The sequence below is a fragment of the Actinomycetota bacterium genome (assembly GCA_018333515.1).
Lineage (GTDB): Bacteria > Actinomycetota > Aquicultoria > Aquicultorales > Aquicultoraceae > Aquicultor.
In genome coordinates this window covers 35,097-53,593 of the sequence record JAGXSZ010000027.1, presented here as the reverse complement: position 1 = coordinate 53,593, position 18,497 = coordinate 35,097, and the positions used below count along the sequence as shown (strand labels likewise).

Annotated in this window: 20 protein-coding genes; 2 read left to right on the top strand and 18 right to left on the bottom strand. The window is 54.0% G+C overall.

Translation table 11 applies throughout. The features are described 5' to 3' along the window. Window positions 1-5 precede the first annotated feature (5 nt). The 7 genes from KGZ93_06930 to KGZ93_06900 all read right to left on the bottom strand — a co-directional run bounded on the left by KGZ93_06930 (window position 6) and on the right by KGZ93_06900 (window position 5,006). A complete protein-coding gene (locus tag KGZ93_06930; GenBank protein ID MBS3909346.1) occupies window positions 6-1,691 on the bottom strand; it encodes a penicillin-binding protein 2 in 1,686 nt (561 codons plus the stop codon). A gap of 163 nt (window positions 1,692-1,854) precedes the next feature. Next, window positions 1,855-2,307, bottom strand: coding sequence for a cell division protein FtsL (locus KGZ93_06925; protein MBS3909345.1), 453 nt, complete (start codon window positions 2,305-2,307; stop codon window positions 1,855-1,857). Window positions 2,308-2,310: 3 nt separating this feature from the next. After that, on the bottom strand, window positions 2,311-3,249 hold the full coding sequence (rsmH, locus tag KGZ93_06920) for a 16S rRNA (cytosine(1402)-N(4))-methyltransferase RsmH (GenBank protein MBS3909344.1): 939 nt from the start codon (window positions 3,247-3,249) through the stop codon (window positions 2,311-2,313). A 10-nt stretch (window positions 3,250-3,259) separates the two neighbouring features. Beyond that, entirely contained in the window at window positions 3,260-3,727 is a 468-nt protein-coding gene (gene mraZ, locus KGZ93_06915) for a division/cell wall cluster transcriptional repressor MraZ (GenBank protein ID MBS3909343.1), read from the bottom strand. Between the two features lie 208 nt (window positions 3,728-3,935). Beyond that, on the bottom strand, window positions 3,936-4,406 hold the full coding sequence (locus KGZ93_06910; GenBank protein ID MBS3909342.1) for an HAD hydrolase family protein: 471 nt from the start codon (window positions 4,404-4,406) through the stop codon (window positions 3,936-3,938). A 72-nt stretch (window positions 4,407-4,478) separates the two neighbouring features. Then, window positions 4,479-4,733, bottom strand: coding sequence for a GlsB/YeaQ/YmgE family stress response membrane protein (locus KGZ93_06905; GenBank protein ID MBS3909341.1), 255 nt, complete (start codon window positions 4,731-4,733; stop codon window positions 4,479-4,481). Window positions 4,734-4,763: 30 nt separating this feature from the next. Beyond that, a complete protein-coding gene (locus KGZ93_06900; GenBank protein MBS3909340.1) occupies window positions 4,764-5,006 on the bottom strand; it encodes a hypothetical protein in 243 nt (80 codons plus the stop codon). A gap of 248 nt (window positions 5,007-5,254) precedes the next feature. On the opposite strand from KGZ93_06900, the gene KGZ93_06895 reads away from it, so the two are divergent. Beyond that, window positions 5,255-5,710: a hypothetical protein gene (locus tag KGZ93_06895; GenBank protein MBS3909339.1), complete on the top strand. Its 456-nt coding sequence runs from the start codon at window positions 5,255-5,257 to the stop codon at window positions 5,708-5,710. On the opposite strand, the gene ubiE is transcribed toward KGZ93_06895, so the two are convergent. Further along, window positions 5,707-6,447, bottom strand: a complete 741-nt coding sequence (gene ubiE / locus KGZ93_06890; protein MBS3909338.1) for a bifunctional demethylmenaquinone methyltransferase/2-methoxy-6-polyprenyl-1,4-benzoquinol methylase UbiE — start codon at window positions 6,445-6,447, stop codon at window positions 5,707-5,709. The genes KGZ93_06895 and ubiE overlap by 4 nt on opposite strands. A gap of 222 nt (window positions 6,448-6,669) precedes the next feature. Between ubiE and KGZ93_06885 the strand changes: the two genes are divergently transcribed. Further along, a complete protein-coding gene (locus tag KGZ93_06885; GenBank protein ID MBS3909337.1) occupies window positions 6,670-7,017 on the top strand; it encodes an STAS domain-containing protein in 348 nt (115 codons plus the stop codon). A 130-nt stretch (window positions 7,018-7,147) separates the two neighbouring features. Here the strand turns inward: KGZ93_06885 and KGZ93_06880 are convergent, their stop codons facing one another. The 10 genes from KGZ93_06880 to gap form a co-directional block, all read right to left on the bottom strand. Further along, window positions 7,148-9,421, bottom strand: a complete 2,274-nt coding sequence (locus tag KGZ93_06880) for an ATP-dependent RecD-like DNA helicase (GenBank protein ID MBS3909336.1) — start codon at window positions 9,419-9,421, stop codon at window positions 7,148-7,150. A 116-nt stretch (window positions 9,422-9,537) separates the two neighbouring features. Then, window positions 9,538-10,749, bottom strand: coding sequence for an FprA family A-type flavoprotein (locus KGZ93_06875; protein MBS3909335.1), 1,212 nt, complete (start codon window positions 10,747-10,749; stop codon window positions 9,538-9,540). A 245-nt stretch (window positions 10,750-10,994) separates the two neighbouring features. After that, on the bottom strand, window positions 10,995-11,135 hold the full coding sequence (locus KGZ93_06870) for a desulfoferrodoxin FeS4 iron-binding domain-containing protein (protein ID MBS3909334.1): 141 nt from the start codon (window positions 11,133-11,135) through the stop codon (window positions 10,995-10,997). 59 nt (window positions 11,136-11,194) lie between these two features. Continuing rightward, on the bottom strand, window positions 11,195-11,362 hold the full coding sequence (locus KGZ93_06865) for a rubredoxin (GenBank protein ID MBS3909333.1): 168 nt from the start codon (window positions 11,360-11,362) through the stop codon (window positions 11,195-11,197). A gap of 141 nt (window positions 11,363-11,503) precedes the next feature. Next, a complete protein-coding gene (locus KGZ93_06860; protein MBS3909332.1) occupies window positions 11,504-13,129 on the bottom strand; it encodes a peptide ABC transporter substrate-binding protein in 1,626 nt (541 codons plus the stop codon). Between the two features lie 116 nt (window positions 13,130-13,245). Next, window positions 13,246-13,485 (bottom strand): preprotein translocase subunit SecG, encoded by a 240-nt coding sequence (secG, locus tag KGZ93_06855; protein MBS3909331.1) that lies wholly within the window; start codon window positions 13,483-13,485, stop codon window positions 13,246-13,248. Window positions 13,486-13,554: 69 nt separating this feature from the next. Then, window positions 13,555-15,105: a 2,3-bisphosphoglycerate-independent phosphoglycerate mutase gene (gpmI, locus tag KGZ93_06850; protein ID MBS3909330.1), complete on the bottom strand. Its 1,551-nt coding sequence runs from the start codon at window positions 15,103-15,105 to the stop codon at window positions 13,555-13,557. Window positions 15,106-15,231: 126 nt separating this feature from the next. Beyond that, the gene (gene tpiA, locus KGZ93_06845; protein MBS3909329.1) at window positions 15,232-16,026 is read right to left on the bottom strand and encodes a triose-phosphate isomerase; all 795 of its coding nucleotides are present in this window, start codon (window positions 16,024-16,026) and stop codon (window positions 15,232-15,234) included. Window positions 16,027-16,060: 34 nt separating this feature from the next. Then, window positions 16,061-17,239 (bottom strand): phosphoglycerate kinase, encoded by a 1,179-nt coding sequence (locus tag KGZ93_06840; GenBank protein MBS3909328.1) that lies wholly within the window; start codon window positions 17,237-17,239, stop codon window positions 16,061-16,063. Between the two features lie 202 nt (window positions 17,240-17,441). After that, window positions 17,442-18,437, bottom strand: a complete 996-nt coding sequence (gene gap, locus KGZ93_06835) for a type I glyceraldehyde-3-phosphate dehydrogenase (protein ID MBS3909327.1) — start codon at window positions 18,435-18,437, stop codon at window positions 17,442-17,444. Window positions 18,438-18,497: the final 60 nt, after the last annotated feature.

The following is an 18,497-nucleotide window of genomic DNA, read 5'->3' as shown; positions in this document are numbered from 1 at the left end:
CCTTGCTATTCCGGGGGTATTTTAAGATGTCGCAACGAAAACTCCGCCACTTCGCTGAAGACCGGAGCGGCTACCGACCCGCCGTAAATGTCCCGTTGGGGCTCGTCGATAACGACCGATATTACCAGCTGGGGGTCGTGCATCGGTATTATGCCCATGAAGGACGCGATATATTTTCCTTGTTCATATCCAAGCCCGCCGACTTTGGCCTTCTGCGCGGTTCCTGTCTTCCCGCCCACGCGATACCCGGTCACCTTAGCCGGCCCGCCGGTCCCCTCCAAGACCGCTCCCTCGAGAATTTCCTTCATTCGACCGGCGGTAGCGGCGCTGAGCACGCGCTTTCCATTGACGATTTCCGTCTTTTCAACGATTCGGCCGCGCGGACCCGCCGCCTCTATTAGAAAACGCGGTCTTACGGGCACGCCGTCGTTGGCAATTGTCGCCAGCGCTTTTGTCATGGCCAGCTGTGTCGTGCAGATGCCCTGTCCGAAAGATATGTTAGCGAGCGACATCTTGGACCAGTTCTCGACCTGCGGATAGTAGCCTCTAGCTTCGCCGGGAAAATCTATGTCGCAAGTTTTGTTGAACTCGAAGCGCTTAAGGTATTCGTCGATTCGCTCTTTGCCGAGCATGACTCCGACTTTGACCATGCCGACATTGCTCGATTCCCGCACAATCTCCGCGAATGTGAAGTTCTTCGCGGGTCGCGGGTGCGATTCTTTAATGTTCTTCGACCCGACCCTAATCGTCGGCTCAAGATAGAACGCCGTCGAAGGGCTGCAAACATCCTCTTCGAGAGCGATAGCCGCAATCATCGCCTTTATTGTCGAACCGGGCTCGTAGAGGTCGGTTATAGCCTTATTGCGGAGATTGTCGTCATCGAGCGTCTCGAGCTTATTCGGGTCGTAGCAGGGCACGTTCGCCATCGCGTATATTTCACCGGTCTTAGGGCTCATGACGATGATACTGCCCGATTTGGCCTCGTAGTCCTCGACCGCCTTAGCCAGCTCCAGCTCGGCCTTGTACTGTATCTCCCGGTCAATTGTGATTTTAATACCGGCCCCGTCGATCGGCCGCGAAGACGATTTGGTGCTTCGAGGGATCGGTCTGCCCTGCCCATCCCGCTCGGCTACTATCCTTCCCGGTTTCCCGTAGAGGTACTCGTTGTATTCCAATTCAAGGCCGCCGAGACCGTGGTTGTCCATGCCGGCAAACCCTAAAACATGCCCCGCCAACTTGCCGTTAGGATAATAACGCTTGGTTTCTTTGATATAGCCTATCCCTTTGACTTTGTCCTCTTCGACGATTTTCTTTATCTGTGCGAGGGTCTTGGAATCGGTTTTTCTAACAAGATACATAAACCCCGACTGCTTTATAAGGGAATCCAGCAGTTCTCGCTCATCTTTCTTTAAAATCGGAGCTAACTTCTTTGCAAAGCTCTTCGGGTCGTCAATAAGATAGGGTGTCGCATAGACCGAATCCATCAGTATATTGACCGCCAGTTCGCTGCCGTTTCTATCTAGGATTTCGCCTCTCTTCGAGGGTATTTCTATTACGCGGAGCCTTTGTTTCTCGGCCATTTCATCGTATTGGGCCGAGGACATCGCCTGGACATAAAAAAGCCGTCCGGAGACAGTCAATAAACAGACGATGATAAAGGCGAGTAGGAGTTTTAGACGTATTTCAAGCACACGATTTTCGCCCACAGGATATCTTCCCTTTTCCGCCCTGTTCCGCCGAGTCGATCTTTTGGCTTACTCAAACAACGACTACGACACGCCAAAACAACACACTATACCAACGCCTTGACTACCGCAACAACAACATCTAAGCGCCGATCTTTTATTCCGTACTCTATTGCCCTGCGGGATTTTTACCATGAGCCGGTTCGGGGCCGCCTACCGCTACCCGAAGATACGATATCTTCGGCGCTTTAACCATCGACAACTTATTAATGGCGACCGACTCGATTCTTTGCGGCGACTCAAGTTTTGCCTTGCGCGCCAAAAGTTTGTCCTGTTCCTGTTGGGCTATTTGAATCTCTTTTTTGACCATCTCGGTCTGATAACTCAGTTGAGAGACGAGCGCTTGTTGCGCGACATTAAGAATAATGCAGGCCGTAAGCGCCGAAACGGAAAGGACGAATAGCGGAAAAGGAATTTCTATTGAAGACGATGCTCTCCTAGACGTCGATATACGACGCGTATTCTCGTCTATAACTCTTAGGTTGTGCCGTTTGCCGGGCCGTTCCTTGGGTCTTACCTGATGTCTCACCGCGACTTTTTGTGCTGCTTGTATTGTCCTCACCTCTTACAGTCTCTCCGCCGCCCGCAAACGGGCGCTCTCCGCTCGTGCGTTATCGGCCAGCTCTTTTGGCTCCGGCCTTATTGCTTTTCTTGTCACGACACGCAACTGCGGCTTGAGGCCGCAACTACATACAGGTAAACCGGGTGGACAAAGACATGCCGCTGCTAAATCATTGATTACGCTCTTGGCGACTTTGTCCTCGAGTGAATGGTACGAAATCACGACCAGCCTTCCCCGCGGCCTCAACCACCTGACGGCATCTCTAAAACTATTCTCGAGAATGCCGAGTTCGTCGTTGACCGCGATTCGTATTGCTTGAAAGGTCCGCTTGGCGGGATGTCCTCCCTTGCGCCTGGCGGGAGCCGGTATCGCGTCTTTGACGATGTCCACCAGCTCAAAGGTCGTACCGATTGGGCGCTTTCTCCTAGCTTTCACGATTAAGGAAGCGATTCGATGCGCCCATCTTTCCTCGCCATACTCTTTGATAATCCGTGAAAGCTCTTCTTCCCCATAGGTGTTGACGATTTCGGCGGCGGTCAGTCCTTCGTTTTGGTCCATCCGCATATCGAGCGGAGCGTCAAACCGATAACTGAACCCCCTCTCGGCCCTGTCGAACTGTACGGAGGAGACCCCGAGATCGAACAGAACCCCGTCGACCGCATGGAGGCCCGCGGCGGTCAGTATTCGATCCAAATCCCTAAAATTACCTTTTACTAAAGAAAATATTTGCTGGCTGAAGCGTGCTAGTCTAACCCTTGCTCCGTCCAATGCTGCGTCATCTGCGTCGATCCCTAGTAAGTAGCCTTCCGGCTTGATCAAATCTAGTATTGCCTCTGCATGTCCTGCCCCGCCCAAAGTGCAGTCTATGACCGTGCTACCATTAGTGCAATGTAAGTACCGTAGGACCTCAGCCAGCAAAACGGGTTTGTGATAATACTCCATTTTTTGCGCCCTATACGCCGAATTCCGCGATTTCTTCCGCAATCTCAGCCGCGGCCTGCTCGGCGCCGGCGATGTGCTCCTCGTATTTCTCCTTTTCCCAAATCTCGATCTTGTTCGCTAAACCGACAATTACTATATCCTTATCGAGTGCCGCGAAATCCCTTAGATTCTGGGCTATCGATATCCTTCCCTGCCGGCTTACTTCTCCCTCGACAGCGCTACCGATAAAGAATCGCTGGTAGTTCCGTACACTCGCTTTCGTCGTTGGCAGCGAGTTGATCTTCTCGACTATCTCAAACCAATCTTTTTTTGTGTAAACCAGAAGACAGTTGTCGAACGATTTCGTGATGAAAAGCCCATCCGCGAACGCTTCTCTAAACTTCGCGGGCAGAATGATTCTTCCCTTTTCATCTACCGAATGATAATGCTCTCCAAAAAACAATGCGCAAGTCCCCTCGGCGTTGACTGTACAAACCACTCTACTCCACTTTGTTCCACTCTGCAACTACTATTCTCCAAAAAATATCACTTTCCTTTCGTTTTTCATAGAATTATTTGTTTTGACAACGGACGGGAATCAAGCAAGCGGGCTGTTGGCACAGCCTAAAAAACGATTGAAAATATTTTCCGGCAAGGTGATTATTTTTTTTTTGGATTTGGGGTTTGGGGTTTGTTTCGGGAAAGGCTTATCGCCGCAAGGTCGCGATAAGCCGGTTGGTGTCGAGCAAAAGATCGAGTGCGGCCTCTGGTGACTTCGTTATGATATCGGCGGCCCCGAGCGCTTCGGCGGAGCAGCCTTCGCCTCCGATGACCGCGATAGCGAGTTTGGCCAACTTGAGCATCTCGACATCGTTGGCGCCGTTGCCGACGGCCACACTTGTCTCCGCACCCAGATTCTCCAGAAACTCGGCTTTCTGTAGACCCTCGCCGGGCGGTGTGACCTTTTGGATGCCGGCGGGTAACTTGTCTCTCTGCGAGTCGAGCCGACCATGGGTGTCGGCGGTTATGACGTAGACCTCAAGCCCTCCGGAGAGCTTCCGCAGGCGCTCTATTACCGATTCGGGAATTATCCCGTCGATGGCTATAGTGCCGTTCATATCGAGAACCAGGCTTTTGAATTGATACGTTCCCCTGCCGGGAATATCGAGGACGATCACTGGAAACCCCCAAAAAAAGATTTGAGCGCCGCGATTGGCGCGAGTCTTTGATGTGACAAATATATCGGCGGACTAGCCCTTGCCGAACAGCCTGGTCCAGACGAAAATCAAGATGACCGAACCGACTATCGCTAGAAATATGCTCCAAATATTAATGCCGCTAATGCCCTCACCGGTGAGCGTATTGCCGATATACCCGCCGATGAGCGCGCCCGCGACACCGAGGGCTATAGTGGTCACGCAACCGCCCGGCTGCTTCCCGGGGACGAGCAGTCGGGCAATCGTCCCCGCGACCAAACCTAGAACTATCCATGCTAGAATGCCCATTCCGTCATCACTCCCAACTATTAAACGGCATTATGCGGCGCTGTCGTCTTTGATCGAATCGACGAGTTCTTTAGTTTTTTCGGCAATCAGCTTCGATTCCCTGCTAAACTCCATATTTATTCTCCGACCTTCCTCGGCAACCCTGGTCCAGGCCTTCCAGTCGTCGTCTCTGCGTCGTTCTAATCGCCATCGGTCTTTGAACATGCCCGCACCTCCCGCGGTGATTCCACATACGACATCTCGACAAACATAAGGCCGTACTGGAATCGCCATTCCGGCGTGGCGCCTCCCAACTGCAAAGCGCTTTATCTTTTTGCATATTAAATATCGGCCAATGACCTCATTCTTTACACTTTTCGTATGGGGCAAAGGCTCACCGTAGGTTCTCGCCCAGCCAAAATCCGACAAACGATATCTTCCACTTTCACGAGTGTTTAGTGCCGGTAAAGCTTCCGATTGCGGTGAAAATCAGGTATTATTAGATTGAGAATGGTTTGTTCCTCTTTATTCAGGAGACTGTTTTGAAAAAGAAGAAAACGAAGCGCTCCCCTTTTGAGAAGCTTATTTTGCTGCTGTCCGCGATGCTCATCGGGGCCAGCGGCTTTATGTTCTTCAACATCGACCGAAACCAGGTAAACCTGCAATCCCCTAAAAATGATTTCTTCGCAAAAGTCGACGAAGAAGAGGCGGCGGCGAAAAAGGAGCAAAACCCGTTCGTTATTCGCGACGGCTCGAACGCGATGCCGCAAGGCATGGGGCAATTTGAAGGACAAGAGCAGAAGTTCACGCCAAAATGGCAGTCGGATAGGACAAAAGACCTTAAAGAGCGCGGCATTGATACCGGCGCAAAACCCGCTCCGTCGATGTCGGAGGGCGGCGGCATCGCGCCCGCGGCCGTTGAAAGAGCACCGTCCGAACCGGCCGCCGAGAACAAAGATGAGAACGATCTCATACCGGGCTCTCACTCAGTGCCTTAAAGGTCGCTTGAGGGTTTCCGTCCAACATGAATGGCGACCGCGCCGCCGAAGAGATTTCGATATGAAACATCCACCCAGCCCGCTTTCTCCATCATCGCGACGAGGTCTTTCTGTGGCGGGAAGGCCTGGATGCTGTCGGACAGATATCTATATGCGCCGTAGTCTTTGGACAACATCCTCCCCACTGGCGGTACGATGTTCGAAAGTATGAATTTATACGGAATTCTCAGCAATGCCGTTTCGGGTTCGGTCGATTCCAGGCAAACCATCCTTCCGCCCGGCCGCACCACCCGGTAGAACTCTTCGAGTACCGCCTTATAATCGGGGGTGTTTCTCAGTCCCCACCCGACCGTCACAGCGTCGAATGAATCGTCGTCAAAGGGAATGTCATCGACCGACGCTTCTATAAACGATATGGTGTCGCCCTTGCCTGCCCGGATTGTCTTCTCCTTCGCTATCTTGAGCATATCCGAGCTAAAGTCGATTCCGACGACCCTCGCCCCCGTCCCGGCGTTTATCGCCAAAGCCAGGTCCGCCGTACCGCAACATGCGTCCAGCACAACCGAGCCTGCCGACACTTCGGTGCTAGCGGCAGCGAGCCTTCGCCAGCGCCGGTCGCGCCCGAGCGTAAGTATCCGGTTCAACAGGTCGTAACGGCCGGAAACAGCGTCGAACATAGTTCGCACTCGCTCGGGGGGCTGTATCGCTTTCCCCGCATAGTCCTTCGTTTCATTCATAGTCTCAATATAACAGACGAATTACGATTAAGAAACGAGAGAGACACTTGCTCGCAATGCAATCGTCTTTTTGTTGAAATTTTGCTGTATTTTGCGCAAAATAAAAGACTACGGCGGATGTTTTGCTATAATATAATAAGCATGTACGCTTCTGAGTTGATAAAACGAGTAATTGCCGGCGATATCTAGAGGCTGATGTTTTAGCCGGGAAGTAGGAGGCTCATGAAAATTGCCCTTACCGACGCAAAACTACCGATTGTGACCGTCACCGGTGAGATCGACCACCACAACACGCGAAGCGTCAAAGAGGTTCTCGACGAGGCTCTCGGTAAAGGTGAGGATATCGTTCTCGACCTCTCCGATGTCATCTATATGGATACGGCCGGCGTAAGCCTCCTCTTCTCAACGGTGAAGACGCTCCTGAGCGTCGGCCGCCGCATGGCTTTGGTTGTCGCCGATGAAAACGTAAGGTATATCATAGGCGTGGTCGGGCTGCCGCAAGTCGACAATATCCGCATCTACGACTCGCTCGATGATGCCCTGGCGGGGATGAGTTGGAAGCCTGTCTGATTCAACCCCGGCGATTAAGTAAAACCCCGATTATCTGTCGCATTACGGAAAGCGGACCCGGTTTGGCGGTGCGCTTCATGGAATCCTTGACCCCGACGCCTCCGTTGCTCAGTATAACCATCAACATGTACTATATCTTTAGCCTCTCGGCGAGGCGCGTGAATCTATCCTGAATTTTGTTGTTTTTCACCGCAATCGCCAGCGCCTTTCTGCTCCCAACGATAACCACGAGTCGCTTGCCGCGAGTGACCGCGGTATATAGTAGGTTTCGCTGGAGCATCATATAATGCTGGGTGTGGAGCGGTAAGACGACCACCGGGTACTCGCTCCCCTGCGCCTTGTGTACCGAGCACGCATAGGCGAGTATCAATTCGTCCAAATCGGAGTACTCGTAGAGGACCATCCTGCCGTCGAAGTTGACGCGCACAACTCGCTCGACCTGGTCAATCAATGCGATTTTGCCGATGTCGCCATTGAAGACATCTAAATCGTAGTTGTTGCGAATCTGCATGACTTTGTCGGCGACACGAAAGGTGCGACTGCCCCGCGAAATAGATTCCCGCTCCGGGTTGAGCAACTCTTGGAACTCTTTGTTGAGGTTGGCCGTGCCGAGCAAACCCTTGTGCATAGGCGTGAGCACTTGGATATCGTCTGTCGGGCTGAAGCCGAAATGCGCCGGTATGCGCTGTGTGATAAGTGTCTTTATCGTCTCCAGGACATCCTCGGGCTCGTCTTTTTCGATGACGAAGAAGTCGCGTCTGTGCCCCTCGTCCTTGACATACGGCATTTTACCACTATTTATGGCGTGGGCGTTCATTACCACCATGCTCTCCCGGGCTTGCCTGAAGACTTCGGTCAAGCAGACCACTCCGATGCGACCCGATGCTATAACATCCTTGAGCACGCTGCCCGGCCCCACCGACGGCAGCTGGTCGACGTCGCCGACGAGAATAACCTGAGCGGTCGTCGATAGGGCTTTGAGCACATTGTAGAAGAGCACGATATCGACCATCGAAACCTCGTCTAGAATGAGGATATCGACCTCGAGCGGGTTATCCGGCCCGCGCTCAAAAGACATGGAGCGCGGGCTGAACTCGAGCAGGCGGTGAATGGTCTTCGCCTCCATGCCGGTCGCTTCGCTCAGCCGTTTGGCGGCGCGCCCGGTCGGCGCCGCCAGCAAGACGCGGCGCTCTTTTCCTTTGAGTATCTGGATGACCCCGTTTATCAGCGTCGTCTTGCCCGTACCGGGCCCACCCGTGACCACCATCATCTTACTCGTTATCGCGCGCTTAATCGCATCTCTTTGCTGCCCGGCAAGCTCGATCGAAAACTTACGCTCGAACCAGCCGACCGCCTTATCCATGTCGATATCGAGCCGCACTACGTCGGATTCTAAAATCCGCCGCATCAAGTTGGCCGCGCCGACCTCGGACGCGTAGAGCGACCGCAGGTAGACGAATTCATCGCAGGTTTCTTCAACCGCGACCAAGTCTTCCCCGACCGCGCGCTCGTCGATGTTCTCGATGACGACAAGTCCCTCTACGCTGAGCGAATCGACAGCGGGCTCGACAACGTGCTCGTCGATTTCGAGCACTTCGGCGGCCTTTTCGACGAGCAAACTGCGCGGGCAGCAGACATGCCCGTCCTCACTGAAGGAGCCGAGCACATGCAAAACCCCCGCTTCGGCGCGCCGCGGGGAGTTGGCCGCAATCCCCAGGTTGGATGCGATTTTGTCCGCCGTCCTAAAGCCTATGCCGAAGATATCGACGGCAAGCCGATATGGGTTCTCGCTGACGATATCAATCGCCTTGTTGCCGTACTCCTTATATATCTTTATCGCATAGGTCGTGGTAACACCATGCGACTGCAAGAATATCATGACCTCTTTTATCTCTTTCTGCTCCCGCCAGGCCCGGCGGATGCCCTCGACGCGGACCTTACCGAGTCCCTCCACCTCTAGCAGGCGTGAAGGGTCGGCCTCGATGACGTCGAGCGTCTCCACACCGAAGCATTTGACCATGCGCGACGCCATGACCGGGCCGATTCCCTTTATCATGCCCGAGCCGAGATATTTCTCGATACCGACGAGAGTGGCCGGCTTTATTGTCGTAAACGACTGGGCCTTAAACTGGTCGCCGTATTTACGGTCGCTAACCCAATACCCCTCAAGCCGAACGCTCTCTCCGGGTTGAACCCCCAGCAGGCTCCCGACAGCGGTTACCGGCTCGCGGTTGCCCTTCACATTCAAGCGAACCACGCTCCATCCGTTATCGTCGTTGGAGAAGACAAAGTTCTCGAGAATGCCTTCGAGGGTATCGAGTTTCCGCGGGGGCGCCCCCTGCCCCGGCTGGGCGCAAGCGCTCTTTTTACTCTTATTTCCAAATGATAGCTGGTCTGATGTCATCTTCTCACTAGATATTTACGAGACACGGGTCTCTATGCGATAGGTTTCATATGCAATAATACCACGGCTCCCAAGTCATTATAATCAGGGATTTTAATTCAGGGCTGATTCGCAGGCTAAAACTGCCCGTGGTACTCCTTCACCTTTTTCGCGAAGTCGCGACCGTACTCGTAGGCTTTGGTCTCATCGTCCGGGTCCGGGCGGTAGTGCGCTTCGATGCCGGGCTCGTAGACCTCGACCGCCGTCTTGCCGAGTTCTTCATAGACGTTCTTTACGCCGCCGCCTCCCCAGCCATAGCTGCCGAACGCGCCGACGATACGATTCTTCGGTTTCAAGCCGCGCAGATAGGCCAGGAACGAGGCGACCGTCGGGAACATGAGGTTGTTTAGCGTGGGTGTGCCGATAAGCGCCCCGCGCGCCTTCCAGAACTCCTTGACCGCGATGCTTCGCGCATTAGCCCTGAGCTTGACGACCCTGCAAGCCACGCCCTCATCGATGATACCCCGCGTCAACGGCACCGTCATCATCTCGGTACCCCGCCACATGGTGTCGTAGATGATCGCCACACTCAGGTCGGCTTTGCCGTCGGCCATGTCTAGGTAATCTTGGACGATTTTTTGCGGGAACTTGCGCCAGATGACGCCGTGGTCGGGCGCGATCATCTCGATATCGAGCCCCAGTTTTTGCACTTCGGCAAGTTTCGACTTGATTATCGACCCGAACGGCATGAGGATGTTCGCGTAGTAGTCGGCGACGGCGTCGTCGAGTTCGGCCTGGGAGTGGGCGTGAATATACTCGTCGTCGAAGCGCTCGGCCGAGGCGATATGCTGGCCGAAACCGTCCTGGCTTATCAACAACTTGTCCTCCGGGATATAGGTCATCATCGAGTCCGGCCAGTGGAGCATCGGTGTCTCCAGAAAAACCAGGTTGCGGCCGCCGATGTTGAGCGTGTCACCCGTCTTTACGACGTTGATGTTCCACTTCGAGATATCGAAGAAGCGCGCGATGCCCTTCTTGCCCTTCTCGGTGATGTAGACATTGGCGTCGGGGGCGAGCCGCATGACGGCCCCGAGTGAGGTCGCGTGGTCGTTCTCGATGTGGTTGACGATGACGTTCTTTATCTTCGCGGGGTCGACAAGGCGCTCGATGTTTCCGACCATGTCGCTGACAAAACTGTGCTTGACCGTATCGACGAGCGTCACCTGTTCATCCATGATAAGGTAGTTGTTATAGCTGGTTCCGCGCGGCGTCTCGTAGCCGTGAAAATCCCGTATCGACCAATCGACGGCACCGACCCAACATATTCCGTTTTTCAGTTCAACCGCCATATAATCACGCCCCCAATACATACTCAGAGATTTTGCAACTCATATTTTATCTCCCGTAGCTCAGGGCTTTAGCCCTGATAATCACATATGCATGCTCCCGTAGCTCAGGGCTTTAGCCCTGATAATCGCATATGCATGGCCGTTATCAGCCCTAAAGGGCTGAGCTACGTCAATTAAAATCCCTGGTTGCAAGGTTGCTATTTTGAGTTACAAAATCCCTGATACTCCAATATTAAATAGTCTGCTTACGCGCTGCAACTGAAACCTTCGCCGATAACGCCCATCGGCTGGCCGCAGCATACGAGTTCGCCATCGCCCTCATGCGTGACGACGACCTCGTTGCCGCAAATCTCACATTTATACTTCTGCCCGTTTTTGGTTGCCATGCCGTTTCTCCCTTCAATAGACGATATTTACTCGCGGGCTCTATCCAAATAACGATGTCTTATCCCTCGACCATCGGTGCGAACTTTGATTTCGATACGCCGCACAAAGGACACTTCCAATCGTCCGGCAAATCTTCAAACGCCACCCCGGGCGGTATGTTGCCTTTTTTGTCGCCCTTGGCCGGGTCGTATACATAGCCGCACATCTGACAGACGTATTGCTTCATTATCAAGTCACCTCCAAGCTTGGTATTCGCCCGCGATTCGTTATATACCCGGCAAGCAAAGACTTGTAACAAAGATAAGGTTATTCAATCGACGCTTCGGGAGAATGACGTCTCCGACAGGAGTGGGCGGGCTAAAACCGCCTACTTCGCAATCGAGCACTCATGCAGATTCCAAAGGGGCCCTTCGAAGGAGACATTGTCGCGGACGCCATGGACACGACCATCATAAGCTATGACATGGGGATGCTGGTAAAGCGGGATTACCACCGCGTCGTCGCTCAGCTTGTCCTGCGCGATTCTATAGACAGCCGCACGTTCTTTTTGGTCGATGGTCCGGCTAAGGCGTTTAACGACATCGGTGAGGAAGCCGTCATCGTAGCCGTAATAGTTAAACCCCGCCGGTGGAGCCATATCCGACGCAAAAAGATGCTGTAGTTTGGGCTCATCGCCGGCGAGCCACGCCCAGACGCCTATTTCAAAATCTCCTCGGGACAACTTCGTGTTGAAAAATGTTGCCGGCGAAGAGTTCGCCACCTCGACCCGTATCCCCGCCCGCGTTAGGTTTTCTTGGATTATTTCGACCGTCCGCTCCCTTACCGCGTTTCCGGTGGTAGTGCTTATCGCCAGCTTAAGCGGCTTGCCTTCTTTTTCGTAAATTCCGTCCGCGCCTCGGCTGAAACCCGCCTTCCGCAGATACTCCCGCGCCTTGTCCGGGTTGTAGTCATAGGTTTTCCACGAGGAGACGTAGTAACGGTCTTGCAGCGGCATCACGACACTCTGCAGGACTTTCTCGTCCCCGGTGGCTTCTTTGGCGATCTTCCTACGGTCCAACGCATGGGCTATCGCCTTTCGTACGTTCTCGTCCCCTAAATAGGCGTTTTTCAAGTTAAACCCGATGTGCTCCCAGACGAGACCCGGCTCTATTCTTACTTCTTTGCCTTCGAGCGTGATCAGGCGCTCGATGAATTTTAGGTCGGACGGCGCATAGACCATATCCAGCTTGCCCTCCTCAAGCCCTGTAAACATCGAGTCGGTTTTGGGCGTGAATTTAAAAATTACCTGGTCGATGTAGGGTTCTTTGTCCCAGAAGTTCTCATTTCTGGTAATAGTGATGCTTTCGCCTTTGGTCCATTTCTTGAATCTGTACGGCCCGCTCGCAAACGTTATCATTTGGCTAAGCAAATCGTCGTAACTCCTACCGTTAAGTAGATGCTTAGGCAATATGGGGTAAGTCGTCGAAAATAGCTCTTTATAGTGGATATATGGTTCCTTAAAGACTATCTTCACGGTTTTGGCGTCCGGGGTTTGGATGGTTTCTATTTTGTCATAGCCCGCGCGGTCGGCGACATTTCGCTTGGGGTCCATGATATTTTGCCAGGTAAACTGGACATCCCATGAAGTAATCGGCTCCCCGTCGCTCCATATGGCTTCCTCTTTTATCCGGTAGGTCACGGTAAACGGGTTCCGCGTCACCAGCCCGTTTTCAAGCGTCGGAACGGTTTCGGCGATACGGGGGGCGTGCGTAAGCGACGGGGTGACGACGAGTAATCCCCAGAGGATATTCGCTGTGACCAGCTTTGTCGCCATGGAGGTTCCGTCGGGGAGAAACGGGTTGAGGCTCACAGGCTCCTCACTGATACCTACGACCAGGTCTCCGCCGGCCACCGGCTCCCCCGGTTTTACGGCGCCCGCCGTGTCGCCGTCGTTCGAAGAGCTACAGCCGGCCAGGAGGGTCAACGTAAGTGCTAGAATTAGCAAATATGCCAATACATATTTTTCTCTAACCATCATTTTCTCTAACCAGCATAAACAGGAATCACCCTCGGCGATGATGGGCTCAGTGCCGTTCTCGATATAGGGCCATCCGGTGTGACCTAGATGCCTTAAAGGACACCTTTTTGGGTTATATAGTAAAGAATCATGCTCGTAACACCAAAGCCGATAGCGATCGCAACCGTTATACGGTTGAGGTTCTTCTCGATAATGCTCGTGCCCGAAAACGTCGTAGGAAGAGCGCCGCCAAAAGCGTTTGAAAGACCGGTCCCTTTGCCCGAGTGAAGAAGAACGGCGACGATTAGGCCGAGCGAAAAGATAACATGAATCGTCTCAACAAAAACTACCACGGTAACCTCCTAAAATAATAAGCCTTTAAAAGAATAGCATATTTCGCAAAGCATTGGAATAATCGCGCATTAATCGCGCTCAATCAGCGACCGCCCGGTCATCTCCGCGGGTTTCTCGATTTTCAAGATATCGAGAAGGGTCGGCGCGATGTCGGCGAGGATACCTCCCGCAGCCAATCTCACGCGCTCATCAGTTATAAGATAAAGCGGTACTTTGTTGGTGGTGTGCGCCGTAAAAGGCTGGTCGTGCATGTTGTCGGTCATCTTGTCGGCGTTGCCGTGGTCGGAGGTTATCAGGATGACTCCCCCGGCTCTCCGAACCGACTCTACGATGCGCCCCACGCACCTGTCGACCGCTTCGACCGCTTCGACAGTCGCGTCAAAGACACCAGTGTGCCCCACCATATCTCCATTGGCGAAGTTGACGACAATGAAATCATGATCATCCGTACTTATGGCGTGAACGACCGCGTCGGCTACCTTATCGGCGCTCATCTCCGGTTTGAGGTCGTAGGTCGCCACCTTCGGGGAGGCTATAAGCACGCGGTCTTCCCCCGGTTTCGGCGTCTCTTCCCCGCCATTGAAGAAGAACGTGACATGGGCGTACTTCTCGGTTTCGGCGACGTGGAGTTGCCGCAGGCCATGCACGGCAAGGACGTCGGCCAGAACTTTTGTAAGCTCTTGCGGCGGGAAAGCTACCGGTGCGTCAAAATTGGCATCGTATTGGGTCATGCAGACGTAAGATACCTCGGGCGGCCTCGGTCCCCGGTCGAACCCGGTAAAATCATCCTTAATAAAAGCGCGTGTTATCTCGCGAGCCCGGTCGGCTCTGAAATTAAAGAAAACAACCGAATCATCGCTTTCGACCGTCGCAACGGGCGCATCGCGTTCGGGGTCGATGATTGTGGTAGGCATCACAAACTCATCGACGCGCGATGCTTCATACGATGACTCCACCGCCTCAGCCGCCGTGTACGCGCGCTCACCCTCGGCGTAGACCATCGCGTCATACGCCGTCTTCACCCTGTCCCAGCGGTTATCCCGGTCCATCGCATAGTAGCGGCCCATAACCGTGGCTACCCTGCCGAGCCCGGTCTCCCGCATCTTCTCTTCGAGCCGTTCGAAGTACTCGAGGGCGCTCTTCGGCGGAACGTCGCGTCCGTCGAGAAAAGCGTGGATATAGAGGCGTTCGACGCCGTTCATCTTCGCCATGTCGATTAAGGCGAACAGGTGCTCCTCGTGGCTGTGGACCCCGCCGTCGGATAGCAATCCCATCAGATGAACCGCCCTTCCTTCCTTCGCGCAACCGCGAAAAGCTTCAAGGAGCGCCGCGTTCTCGAAGAAATCGCCGTCGCGAATCGATCTGCTGATTCGCGTGATTTCCTGGTAGACGACACGTCCCGCGCCGATATTGAGGTGACCCACCTCCGAGTTTCCCATTTGCCCCTCGGGCAGGCCTACCGCCTCACCCGAGGCCGTCAGGGTCGAAAACGGATATGCCTCTTTATACTGGTCGAGATTGGGCGTGTCGGCCGCCTCCACGGCGTTTCCCTCTAAATCGGGGTTCTCTCCCCAACCGTCAAGGATACAAAGGACAACCGGTTTGGGTCGCTTCGTTATCGTTTGCTCGTTCAATATAGTTATCTCTCCAGTTCAGGGTGGTAAACAATAAATTTCACGCCCCGCAACGACCTCGCGTGTCACCAAGTCGCGGTCGCCCTATGCTATCTTAGCATTCAACCGCAACTACTGCTTTCTCGCGTTGCGTACGATGCTCGCGAAGCTCTCCGCCTCCAGGCTCGCGCCTCCGACCAGGGCGCCGTTGATATCCGGCTCGGCCATGAATTCCGCGATATTGCCGCCTTTGACGCTTCCGCCGTAAAGAACCGGCACTGCTTTGGCGATTTCTTCGTCAAATCTCGAAGCCAATACTTTGCGGATGTGAGAAATAATGCTGTTGGCATCCTCGGGAAGCGCCGTCTTGCCGGTCCCTATCGCCCAAATCGGCTCGTAGGCTATGATAAAGTCCTTCATGTCGCTTTCGCTTAACCCTTCGGTGCCCCCCAAGATTTGCGACCCGATGAAAGCTTCCGCCTGGCCGGATTCGCGCTGTTCAAGTGACTCTCCGCAGCACATGATCGGCGTGATGTCGTGCGCCAGCGCGGCCTTGACCTTTTTGTTTACCGTCTCATCGGTCTCGCCGAAATACATACGCCGCTCGGAATGACCGATTATTACGAACTCGCACTCGAGGTCTTTTAGCATCACCGGTGAGACTTCGCCGGTGTACGCGCCCTCGTCCTCCCAGTGCATGTTCTGCGCGCCGAGCTTTATCGGCGGTTTATCCTGGCCCAGCACCGTATAGATGCTCTTGAGCGCCGTCAAAGGCGGACAGACGATTACCTCGACACCCGCCAGACCCGTGCCGTCCGTCGCGATACCATCGAGTTCGTCTTCTAGTTCCTGTACCAAAAAGACGGCTTCTTTCGCGGTCTTATACATCTTCCAGTTACCTGCTATTATTCGACGTTTATCCGACATGCATTCTCCTTTCGATTTTGCGGTTGCTCAAGGCCTACTTATCCATCAGCGCTTCGTAACCGGGGAGCACTTTACCCTCGAGCAATTCGAGCGAGGCGCCGCCGCCGGTAGAGACAAACGTGACCTTGTTTTCGAGGTGAAATTTTTTCAGCGCCGCAATCGAATCACCGCCGCCGATAATGCTTGTCGCCACCGAATTGGCGATAGCCGACGCTATCTCTTCGGTCCCCCGCGAGAACTGCTCGATTTCAAAGACGCCCATCGGCCCGTTCCAAAAGAGCGTGCGCGACTTACCTATAACGCCCCGGTACGCGGCGATCGAGTCCGGCCCGATGTCCAAGCCCATCCAACCATCGGGGATGGCGTCGACATGGGCGATTCTCGCTTCGGCATCGGGGCTTATCTCTTTCGCGATGACCACATCCGACGGCAAATAAATCGGGATGTCTTTTTGCGCTGCTCGCTCGATTATCCGACGGCAAAAGTCGAGTTTGTCTTCCTCTAGCAGTGAGTTTCCGATATCGTAACCTTTGGCCTTCAGAAAAGTGAAACACATCCCGCCCCCGATTACGAGCGCGTTGACGATGTCGAGAAATTTTTCGATGACGCCTATCTTGTCCGATACTTTGCTCCCGCCCAAAATAGCGATGAGCGGTCGGTCGGGGTCTTTAAGGATGGCGGTCAGGGTGTCTATCTCTTTTTCGAGGAGCAAACCGGCGACCGCCGGCATATGTTTACTGAGACCGACAATCGAGGCGTGCGCCCTATGGGACGCGCCGAACGCGTCGTTGACATAGACATCGGCCAATTGTCCGAGTCGGCTCGCAAATTCGGGGTCGTTCTTCTTTTCGCCCTCATTGAAACGGAGGTTTTCGAGGAGCAATATCCCTCCGGGCCCTAACCTGTCTATGGCCTCGACAACATCATCGCCGACGGTAGTGTCCGCTTTTTCGACCTGCTTGTCGAGCATGTCGGCGAGTTCCTGCGCCACCGCATCGAGCCGTAAGGCATCGTCTACCCCTTTGGGCCGCCCCAGATGGCTCATCAAAATGACTTTAGCGCCCCGTTCGACCAAGTACTCGATGGTCGGCAGCGCCGCCCTTATCCTGCTGTCGTCGGTAACGACACCTTCCCGTAAGGGCACGTTGAAATCGACCCTAACCAGCACGCGCTTTCCGGATACGTCGATATCCCGCACGGTCTTTTTATCCAACTTCCTCCCCCTCTATTAAATCTCGTCTCTCGAATCCCCAGTCCCGAGTCCCGTATCGCAAATTTTGAGCCAACATTACCCAACCCCAGCTTCGCACACAAAAGGGGTCAGGTCTTTACTTTTTAATTTCCGATAGCAGGTGCGCGCCGGGAACTCACATTCGCCGGCATGCACCTGCTATCTTGTCGCGCATTCTATATCGCTATTCGGCGATCATTTTTGTCAGATCGACTAGCCTGTTCGAATAACCCCACTCGTTGTCGTACCATGAGAGGACTTTCGCGATTTTGCCATGGACCATCGTCGAGAGCCCGTCGAAAATCGACGAGCGCGGGTCGCCGACTACATCGATGGAGACTATCGGGTCTTCGGTGTAGCCGAGATAATCTATCCAGTGGTCGGTATCGGCGGCTTCTTCGATTACCCTGTTTATATCCGCGGCCGTAGCCTCTTTCGTCAACTCGAAGGTAAGATCGCAGAGCGAGCCGTCCGGCACCGGCACCCTTAGAGCCATGCCGTCCATCTTACCCAGAAGCTCGGGCACTACCAGGCCGATTGCTTTCGCCGCACCGGTCGAGGTCGGGATAATCGACATAGCGGCCGCGCGCGACCTTCTCAAATCTTTATGCGGCATATCGAGAAGCGCCTGGTCGTTCGTATAGGCATGGACCGTAGTCATAAAACCGCGCTCTATGCCGAAGTTATCGAGTATCAACTTGGCGACCGGCGCGAGGCAGTTGGTCGTGCAAGACGCGTTCGAGATTATCCTGTGCTCGGCTTTGAGCGCGTCGTCGTTGACACCGAGAACTACCGTGATGTCCTCGCCTTTGGCCGGAGCCGAGATGATGACCTTCTTAGCGCCCGCATCGAGGTGCTTCTTCGCGTCTTCGGCCTTTGTGAAATATCCGGTCGACTCGATGACGATGTCCACACCGAGGTCGCCCCAGGGCAAATTGGACGGGTCGCGCTCGGCGAAGACTTTAAGTTCATCGCCATCGATATCGATGCTGTTCTCTTTGGCTTCGACGATTAGGTCGAGAACACCGAATATCGAGTCGTACTGGAGCAAGTGCGCCAGCGTCCTAGCATCGGTCAAGTCGTTTACCGCGACTATCTCGATATCCGGGTCGTCGAAAGCGGCCCTAAACACATTCCTGCCGATCCTGCCGAAACCATTGATGCCTACCTTGATTGCCATACATTTCCTCCCCTGCTGAAAAACAATTTACATTAAACCGTCATGTTCTATCTATCCTGA

What these genes read in the sequence shown, in the direction of transcription:
- rsmH (MBS3909344.1), bottom strand. Translation starts at nt 3,249, where the DNA reads ATGGAGTATTATCACAAACCCGTTTTGCTGGCTGAGGTCCTACGGTAC.
- KGZ93_06905 (MBS3909341.1), bottom strand. Translation starts at nt 4,733, where the DNA reads ATGGGCATTCTAGCATGGATAGTTCTAGGTTTGGTCGCGGGGACGATT.
- KGZ93_06900 (MBS3909340.1), bottom strand. Translation starts at nt 5,006, where the DNA reads ATGGCGATTCCAGTACGGCCTTATGTTTGTCGAGATGTCGTATGTGGA.
- ubiE (MBS3909338.1), bottom strand. Translation starts at nt 6,447, where the DNA reads ATGAATGAAACGAAGGACTATGCGGGGAAAGCGATACAGCCCCCCGAG.
- KGZ93_06885 (MBS3909337.1), top strand. Translation starts at nt 6,670, where the DNA reads ATGAAAATTGCCCTTACCGACGCAAAACTACCGATTGTGACCGTCACC.
- KGZ93_06880 (MBS3909336.1), bottom strand. Translation starts at nt 9,421, where the DNA reads ATGACATCAGACCAGCTATCATTTGGAAATAAGAGTAAAAAGAGCGCT.
- KGZ93_06875 (MBS3909335.1), bottom strand. Translation starts at nt 10,749, where the DNA reads ATGGCGGTTGAACTGAAAAACGGAATATGTTGGGTCGGTGCCGTCGAT.
- KGZ93_06870 (MBS3909334.1), bottom strand. Translation starts at nt 11,135, where the DNA reads ATGGCAACCAAAAACGGGCAGAAGTATAAATGTGAGATTTGCGGCAAC.
- KGZ93_06865 (MBS3909333.1), bottom strand. Translation starts at nt 11,362, where the DNA reads ATGAAGCAATACGTCTGTCAGATGTGCGGCTATGTATACGACCCGGCC.
- tpiA (MBS3909329.1), bottom strand. Translation starts at nt 16,026, where the DNA reads ATGTCGGATAAACGTCGAATAATAGCAGGTAACTGGAAGATGTATAAG.
- gap (MBS3909327.1), bottom strand. Translation starts at nt 18,437, where the DNA reads ATGGCAATCAAGGTAGGCATCAATGGTTTCGGCAGGATCGGCAGGAAT.